Below are 8256 nucleotides of genomic sequence, written 5' to 3'. Positions count from 1 at the left end.
CCCTGATCCGAAAAAGCGCCCCGCATGCGAACCCCCGACGATCCATGATCGATATAGAATCATCAATCGCAGCCCCTGACGAGGGCTTTTTCAGCAGACTGCTAGAGGTTAGCATGCAAATTACCTAAGCGCTCCAGCCCCTGCTCAATGAGAGATATTGGAAGATAGCTGAAACACAGGCGCACGTGACGGCCACTTCGTGGGCCATAGTTGCGACCATTTATAAGGTGCACGTCGTGCTCGCGGCTCGCAGCTTCAATAAACATCTCCGGATCCGTACCCGCGGTAAGCCGTACCCAGAACGAGAAGCCCCCGCTTGGCACCGTATATTCCGGCTCGCAAATCCGGCTGCGCTGCAACAACCTATGCACGCTGTCTCGCTTCGCTTGGTAGTGCTCGCGTAAGCGTGTTATGTGCGCGTCAAGAGCGCTCGATTGCAACAACCCCAAAACGACATTACTCAAAACCGGACTTACGCCGCCGTCGGGTTTGAGGTGCGCAAGCCTGTTGATGATGTCGGACTCCGCAAGCACCCAGCCTACCCGTAGCCCCGGTCCGGCAACTTTTGAGATGCTATGGACATTGATCACGTTGTTGCCTGGCGCCAGCCAATGCACTGGACCGTTATAGGGCAACTCAGCATAGACAAGATCCTGCACCAAGAGAGCGCCACTGCGGGCTAGCAGGCCCGCCAACTTGGCCACATAGTCGCACGACATCTGGCGCCCGGTTGGATTATGAAATGCTGGCATCGTGTAGAAAAGCTTCACCCGGGCATTGGTCTGCAGCATTGCCTCGACTTCGTTCAGATCCACTCCCTCTGCGGCCAGACCTAGCTGGACCACGGTTGCACCCGCGATCGAAAACGTACGCAGTGCGCCCAAGTAGGAGGGGTCCTCCGTCAGGACCACGTCACCGGGGTCAATCCAGCCATCGGCAAGCAATTGTAAAGCCTGTGAAGCACCACCCGTAAGCATAACTTGGTTATGCCGCACGCCGTACCTCAGTGCGAGCTTTGTACGAAGTTCGGGCAAACCCGCCGCATCCGTATACTGCGGCAGATCGGCGGGAGCGACACCTGTACCTCCGTCAAACGCGCCTGGCCACGGCAGTTCTGCAAACATCACCGGGTCGGCCAGCGCGTGGCCGAAATTGATACCATGTTTCGCAGTTGAGGAGTTGAATGGCGCAAAGCCCTGAGCGACAGCGCTGCGTTTTGAGATGCGCGAATTCATGGCTTCGTCATTCGGATCTTCATGATTGCCAAATCTGTTCTTTGCAAAAGCGCTTATTGTACTCCGCGGCAAAGTTTGCGGGTATTGGCGCGCTGAAACGGGGAAAGTCCACCGACGTCTTTGGCTGGGCTGCTACGGCTGATGTCTCGAGGGACGGCCGCCACGCACCGCCAAAGTAGTGCTGGCCGTAGCCCATCGCTAGCTCAGGTACTACGGGATAGAGTAGGCTCAGGAACAGCGAGATCTGCGCAGCATTCCATGTCCAACCGTCTGCATGTGCAAAGCCAGCTAGCTCGAAGTACTTGTCGATGATATCAAGCGCATCCCAGAAACGCAGTGTGGTGACCGCATCGGCGTAATCTTCAGCGAAGCGGCGGAAATTCGGGGACAGTTCGGTGCTCTCTACTGTGCGTGCGTTTTCTGCATACCGGCGTAACGCATCTTCCCAGACCCGAATGCGTGAGGCTGCCGAGATGAGCCCGTCGAGATCAAAATCGTTTGCGTCGGTTCCAAACGGCTTGGCCACTCGCGCCAGTGCATAACGGAGTACGTTTGGCCCCACCTCGCGCGCCACTTCATCGGCCCAAAGAGCATGATCACGACTGGTGGAAAACTTTTCGCCTTCCAGCTTGTAGAAATCCTGGACGGAGTGATTTTTGGGAATTGGGTAGCCGCGCGCGAGCAGAGCGCCGGCCACACCTAGCGTGTAATAGAAGCGGTTATCTTGCCCCATGAAGAAAAGAAGCTCGGTGTTCTGGTCGTGCAACGTCGCGTTTGCGTCCAGACCGGCGCGGGCGCATTGCTCGCGAATTCCGGTGTCGAAGCACCAGAGGCCCTCAAACCATGTAAGCAGCGTTTGGCCGATCAGAGAGTCAGGCTGTTTTACCTCCACACCGTGCCTGAAATGGCGGGTCATCGGCAAGCCGCGCACCTCCCGGTGTAGCCAAGCGCGCGCCTTGGCGCGTATCGGCTCGGGCCATGTGCTTTCTCCAATGGCTTCGTGCAGTGGGCGAGCGAGACGTGGCATGTCGAACACGGCCTGCGTGATGGGTCTTAGCACAAGATCGCGGCCGCAGGTGACGTGCCGTGCGTCACGGATTGTGTCGTGCTGAAGAGCCAGCCCGCAGTTCTCACACAGATTGCTGTCGCAAGGCGATGAGCAAGCCGGGCAACGGCCAGTTGCGAGCGAGTCCGTAACGAGCTCATCGCAATGGTCGCAATACAGTTGGACGCCCTGCCGTACGTCGACGTAGCCGGCCCCTTGCAGCTCGCGGAATATAGCTAGCGCATTTTCCTTGTGAATCGCGCTAGATGTGCGCACGAACACATCGGGAGTAATTTGCACGGCGCGCAAACACTGTAAGATCTGGTGAATGTATCGTTCTGCGACCTCGCTAAAGGATTGGCCGAGCTTTCGTGCCGTTTCGAGCGTATATGTGCCGTGCTCGTCTGAGCCAGTGATGTAGTAGGCCCGATGGCCGGTCATGCGTTGAAAGCGGACGAAAATATCAGCGAGTAAATACACGCCGCCGATGTGACCCAGATGTAGTTTGCCGTTAGGGCAAGGCGGCGCGGGACAGACAAAATAGGTGCGCACGTCAATCCCACCAAATCGAGATAAACTTGAGAGCGCTGTCTTGGCTGATATTACGGATAGTGTGCGTCTGATGTGGCGACATGTAACACAAGGTCGTTTCGCTAACCTCACGGACCTGACCGTCGACTTCGAATTCTCCACGACCAGAGATCAGTACCCAAAGTTCGTGCTCCTGATGATCGTGCGGGTCGACCGCATCGCCTGGAGCGAGCTCCACGACTGAAGCGCCAAATGCTGGGCTGAGACCCTCCGGGAGATGCTCCAAAAGGCGCCAGACCAGAACGCCGTATTCGGTTCGCATCAGAGAATGATCGGCCTGCTTCGTGTACACGTTGGTCTTCCTCAAACGTGGCTATCAGTCGCGATAGAATATGCCATTGGGAATCTTCAGGTTTTCAAGATCCGCCACCGCTTCCTCTGGTGGGTTGTAGGCGCGCTTCATGCGGTTGTATTCGGTGCGTGTCGGACCTCCAGTGGATGCGCGCTGGAACACCAAGTGAATCGCACGACGCGACCGATCGCTCTTGTTTGGCAGTGAGTAATGGGGCGCATAATCGTCGAAAATGAAAGCATCGCCAGCCTTCAAGTGCACCGGCTCCCATGTGAAGGTTTCGGCGATCTCCGGGCGAATCACGCCGCCGGCATCCATCGGAAACACTCCTTCCTTATGGCGAGCTGGCGTGAAGAAAAGCCCACCGTTACCCGGGTCCGAGTCGTCCACGGCAATGGATGCAATTGCGTGCACCATGCGTTCGGGTATCTTGTGCGGGATATGATAGATGTCCTGATGTGGGCGGTATCCGCCGCTGTCCGGATACTTGAAGATCAGAAGTTCCTTCAACATCCGTGTTTCCTCATTCAAGAGTGTCTCGACCGCTGTACGAATGCGGCCATCGGCCAGGAGCGCCTCCCGTAGAGGGGCATGGTAGTCTAAGAAGTTCTCGGCCTTGGAGATAATCTTGCGGCTGTCACTCGTCTTCTCGAACCACAACATCCACTTGTCGGAGCTTACATCCCAACGTGCGACTTCCTCAACGAAACGAGAAATCTTGTCGCGCGTGGCTGGATCGAAGAACTGTTCCAATCGAAGATATCCATCCTTATGCCATTTCGATTGTTGTGCCTCAGTCAGCATGTGTGAGCTCCTTCGTAAGATGAGACGGATCAGTTGTGCTTTACCCCAGGCGGCTTGCTAGCACCGCATTAAGAGCGGTCGCGCTCAATAGGCTCAGCAACATCACGTCAGGGCCGAATCCACGGACCAACTGCCCTCCGACCAGGGGAAAGCCGAAGAGCCCGAGGAAGTATGCGAGCGTAAAGATCTGCGAGGTAGTGGGCACGGAGACGCCGTGCTCGCCGGCAAGATTGACGGCTATCGTGTTCAAGGTTGAATAACTTAACCCATAGCCGGCGGCAAAGAGGACGGTGGCCGCGATATAGAGTGAGGTGCTGCCACCATTGAGAAGGAACAACACCAGAGACGCAGCGGTCAGTAGGATGAGCGTGAGCGCCAATCGCTGTAACGGCAGGCTGCCCATGAGGTGAGCGACCGAGAAGCGTAGTACCACGCTCGTAGCAGTAAAAACGAGAAAGAACAGATCGGAATTCAAGTGACGTGATGCGGAATACGCGCTCTGATATGTGGACAGCCCCGCGAACATGCAGGCTGAAATCGCAATCATGGCGATGGGGAGTGCTGTGCACTTCTGAAGCAGTGTCGTAGTCGCGGCCAGTGTAATTTCGACATCCGGCATCGGCACTGCCGATAGCCTCGACATCGCGCGTCTTGTAAGGTCTACGCAGGCGGCTGCGATCACGCACGCAATCGCAAGCACCGCATAAATCGTGGCCAGCGAACCAGTGTATTTTGCAAGCAAGTGACCAAGTGGAGCCGCTAGGCCGAGCCCAGCCATTTGTGATCCGGATAAGACAGTCAAATACTGAATACGTGCCGAGGGACGTAGATGGCGGATGATCTGCAGCGGTGCCAGAATGAAGAACACTGACCAAGAAGAGCCCACCAGTAATCCTCCACCGTACGCCGCTCGCCTATCGAGGGCAGCGCCGGCAAAGGCCAGCATGGCTAAGGCCATAAATAGCGAGGCGACAGTCAACGTGGGCAATAGGCCTATCCGCTTTGCCAGCCAGCCTGCCAAGCAACAGGAAACGAGAGTGGCAGCCATGCCGCTGGAAATAATAAGACCCGCGGCTCCACTATCCGTTCCGAGCGCATGCATGTAGTCCGGCAATAGAAAGCTAGTGCCGTAAGCTGCTGCAATGATAATGGAGGCAATCAAAAATGGTGCAAAGGCGCGGTAGTCGAGCGTGCCTGAAAGCTGGTCGGCGGCTTTAGCCGTTCCATCCGCAATCCGGCCCCGCAGCGGTGAGGTCGAACCGCCGTTCATATGCTACCCAGTCGGGTTGATGGCATCGCAACCACACCGGCGTCTCGTTCAGACGTGTCCGAAGGTGCGTAAACCTCAATCATCTGCCTGTCGGATGTATTCAAATAGAACGGTCGGCCGAGGAGGCTATTAATAATCAGGCTGTTGCGGTACGCGACCAAAGATAGATTGGCGCTCTGCAATCCGTGCTGCACGCGGCTTTGATTTTGTAGATATATTGGTCCTGGCATGTGCCGACTGAAGCGGACTGCGTAGTCCGGGCCGAGTACGGGCAGGCCGTCTTCCATACACGCGCCTTCGAGGAGGGCCTGCAAGAAGGGCGGCGTACGTGGCTGGAAGCCTGTAGCAAGCACTATACGATCGACGAGGATGCAGCTATTTCGCTGCGTTGCGATCTCATTTAGATCTACTCGCCAGCGCTTGTTGTGGGACGTGACGTCTTTCACGACTACGCTGGACAACACACGAAATCGGTCGGCCAGCGTGCCATCCAGGCTGCGTTCGTACAGCATTTCATATAGGCGGTTGCACAAATCGACAGAAATACCATCGCTCGTAAGCATCTCGCCCTCGACTATGTTCCGGCGTTGCTGAAGCGGTAGAGCGTGAAAGCGACGGCTATAGGCGGGCGTGTAAGCCTCATTCACGAAACTGTTGTCGTCGATGGCAAACAAGTTCGAACGCGACGTTGCCCACGTGATCTGGGTGGATACAGAACGAGTAAGAATATCCTCGATGATCTCAGCCCCGCTCTGACCGCCTCCCACAACGAGCACATGCTCGGCTGCATACGGTAGCTGCCGCTCGAGATAGTCGGCTGCATGGTAGACGGTGTCACATAGCAAAGATCTGGCACAGGCCGGGATCTTGGGCTCTACGCCAACGCCGACAACAACGGCGCGCGCCAAGTATGTGGTTGTATTCGTGCTGATGCGGTAGCCATCCCTAAAAGGAACAACATCCTTGACTTCCTCGGAGAAGCGGAGCGTATTGAGTCGCCCTGCGACCCACCGGTAATACTCAATGAACTCCCGCCGGGACGTTGAAGCATTGCGCTTGTTGACAAAGCTGTAGAGCCGACCATGCAGTGCCAAATAGTTGAGGAATGAATATGGGCTAGTAGGATCGACCAGGGTCACGCAATCCTTGAGCGGCGACACCTGTAGGCGACTGTTCGGCAGCGCAAGGCCTGGATGCCAAAAGAGTGCGTCTCGCTTCTCCAGGAAAAGTGCGCGGAGCGGAGTAGGTTCAATAAGCGCTGCGAGGCTAAGGTTAAATGGGCCGATGCCAATTCCGATGAGGTCCAGCATTTCCATAGAAGTCTCTTTGAGCTCGTGTAAGTTCTTGACGTTGGCGCTCGTGTAAATTCTGCTCGGGTCCGGGCGCGTCGCTTCATTACTGAAGCACGTTTGTGTGACTTGGGATGGGGCAGCGGCTTGGCCCGCAATGGCGCGTCTTGCAAGCCGTCTGCTGAAACCTCTCATTCGTGGGAACACTAAAGTCCGGCTGCGACCATCTTCACCCACCCATCCGGTGGTCTCTGCTTATCAGCAATCGCCGTGCCAGCCACAAAATCTCGACTGCGCCTCGTTGGACGAGAAGAACATGCCCACCTACAGCATTTCGTGCGGAATTGCCCCGGCAGCTCCGTCGGATTTACGACATTGAGGCGGCAATCGGACATCCACATACGGAATACCGAGCGCACGGATCCATGGCTGAGAAACGAACACACTGTGAATGCTCATCTACGCCGACAGTGCTCAAACCATCATGATCTTTCCACGCATTGTCAGCCCTTCAGGCCTCGCAGACCGCTTGTCTGTGGTGTCGCACCAGGAGAGCTGCGTCGCACTACGCGGGCAGCAGACATCTTCGGCTCCGCAATGTTGGCAGTTTCTCAGGTAATAGCGGTGGACAGTTCCGCTTTGGCTGATTGCGGCGGCCTTTTTTTTTGGGCTTAGCCAAGAGGCCGGTGAGCGTAAACAACAAACAGCGCCGCCAAGCGCGAGGAGTTTCTGGTGACGGAGCCTTGCCGACGCGCGCCCGTGCGGGCGATCTTCTGATTGGCTAACGTGCGGCACACACCGGCTTGTGCGCTTTCGAAACGTGAGTAGCCTCAAAGCATGTCCTGTTCTAGTAAAAACCTCCGGCCGCAGCGCGCGACCGGAGGCTTGCGTTGGAACGTTAGCACATCGTTGTCCAGCGTTAACTGCTCCTTGCCAGCGCCGTTAACACGCCAGGTTATGGTCCCCCTGGCATTTTCTTTAAGCCACGCACTCAGCGCACGCAGACGTGTAGCTCGCTTCTGCGCAGACTGCCCGAGCTCCGCAGTCGGGTTTCTAAGGTCCTTCAAGGCTTGGCCGAGCGTGGCCTTGAACCGCCCCGGGTTTGCCGGAGGCTCCAGCTCCTGAGAGGATGGCCATGACGAGCAAGACGACGAACAGATTTTCACCCGAGGTCCGGGCCCGTGCGGTTCGGATGGTTCTGGATCACGCGAGCGAGCATCCGTCCCGCTGGGCGGCGGTGACCTCGATTGCGGCCAAGATCGGCTGCACGCCGCAGACGCTGCATGACGGGTCAAGAAGGCCGAGGTCGACAGCGGGCAGGCGTTCCGACCGACATGGCTGAGAAGCTGAAGGCCCTGGAACGGGAAGAACCGTGAGCTTCGGCACGCCAATGAGATCCTGCGCAAGGCGAGCGCCTATTTTGCGACGGCGGAGCTCGACCGCCGGTCCAAGCCATGATCGCCTTCATCGACGATCACCGTGGGACGTTGGGGTCGAGCCGATCTGCAGGGTCTTGTCGATCGCCCCTTCGACCTACCCCGCCCATGTGGCCAAGCGGCGCGATCCGACCAAGCTGTCGGCGCGCGCCAGGCAGGATGAAATGGACCCGCGGAGCGGGACCGCTTGAACCGGTTTGTTAGTTGGAAACTGACTGCTCCTGATCCCTTTCTATCACGCAGCCAGAGACGCTGTCTGCTGCAGTTGCTGTGGGCATGTGGTCAACGCGGCAG

The 8256-nt window shown here is 57.1% G+C and carries 6 protein-coding genes, 1 pseudogene and 1 other annotated feature; of the genes and pseudogenes, 1 reads left to right on the top strand and 6 read right to left on the bottom strand.

Annotated features, from left to right (window positions below; genetic code table 11):
• Positions 1 to 101: 101 nt before the first annotated feature.
• Genes ACZXDY_RS43585 through ACZXDY_RS43560 form a run of 6 tightly spaced genes read right to left on the bottom strand, consistent with a single transcriptional unit; the run spans position 102 to position 6553 of the window.
• Positions 102 to 1235 carry an aminotransferase-like domain-containing protein gene (locus ACZXDY_RS43585; RefSeq protein WP_394569720.1) on the bottom strand — a complete coding sequence of 378 codons (1134 nt, stop codon included), beginning with the start codon at positions 1233 to 1235 and terminating at the stop codon, positions 102 to 104.
• Positions 1236 to 1254: 19 nt separating this feature from the next.
• Positions 1255 to 2832, bottom strand: coding sequence for a class I tRNA ligase family protein (locus ACZXDY_RS43580; RefSeq protein WP_028169264.1), 1578 nt, complete (start codon positions 2830 to 2832; stop codon positions 1255 to 1257).
• Between the two features lies 1 nt (position 2833).
• Positions 2834 to 3163, bottom strand: coding sequence for a cupin domain-containing protein (locus tag ACZXDY_RS43575; protein ID WP_028169265.1), 330 nt, complete (start codon positions 3161 to 3163; stop codon positions 2834 to 2836).
• A 24-nt stretch (positions 3164 to 3187) separates the two neighbouring features.
• Entirely contained in the window at positions 3188 to 3967 is a 780-nt protein-coding gene (locus tag ACZXDY_RS43570; RefSeq protein ID WP_028169266.1) for a phytanoyl-CoA dioxygenase family protein, read from the bottom strand.
• 40 nt (positions 3968 to 4007) lie between these two features.
• Positions 4008 to 5237 carry an MFS transporter gene (locus ACZXDY_RS43565; protein ID WP_051397365.1) on the bottom strand — a complete coding sequence of 410 codons (1230 nt, stop codon included), beginning with the start codon at positions 5235 to 5237 and terminating at the stop codon, positions 4008 to 4010.
• Positions 5234 to 6553, bottom strand: coding sequence for a lysine N(6)-hydroxylase/L-ornithine N(5)-oxygenase family protein (locus ACZXDY_RS43560; RefSeq protein WP_155255674.1), 1320 nt, complete (start codon positions 6551 to 6553; stop codon positions 5234 to 5236). The genes ACZXDY_RS43565 and ACZXDY_RS43560 overlap by 4 nt, the downstream gene beginning before the upstream one ends.
• 1108 nt (positions 6554 to 7661) lie before the next feature.
• Here ACZXDY_RS43560 and ACZXDY_RS43555 point away from each other — a divergent pair.
• Positions 7662 to 8123, top strand: a pseudogene (locus ACZXDY_RS43555) (transposase); the annotation flags it as partial.
• Positions 7939 to 8054, top strand: a sequence feature (AL1L pseudoknot). (Overlaps the previous pseudogene by 116 nt.)
• Positions 8124 to 8256 lie beyond the last annotated feature (133 nt).

The organism is Bradyrhizobium sp. LeoB3 (genome assembly GCF_055456055.1).
This window is presented reverse-complemented; position numbering and strand designations above follow the sequence as displayed.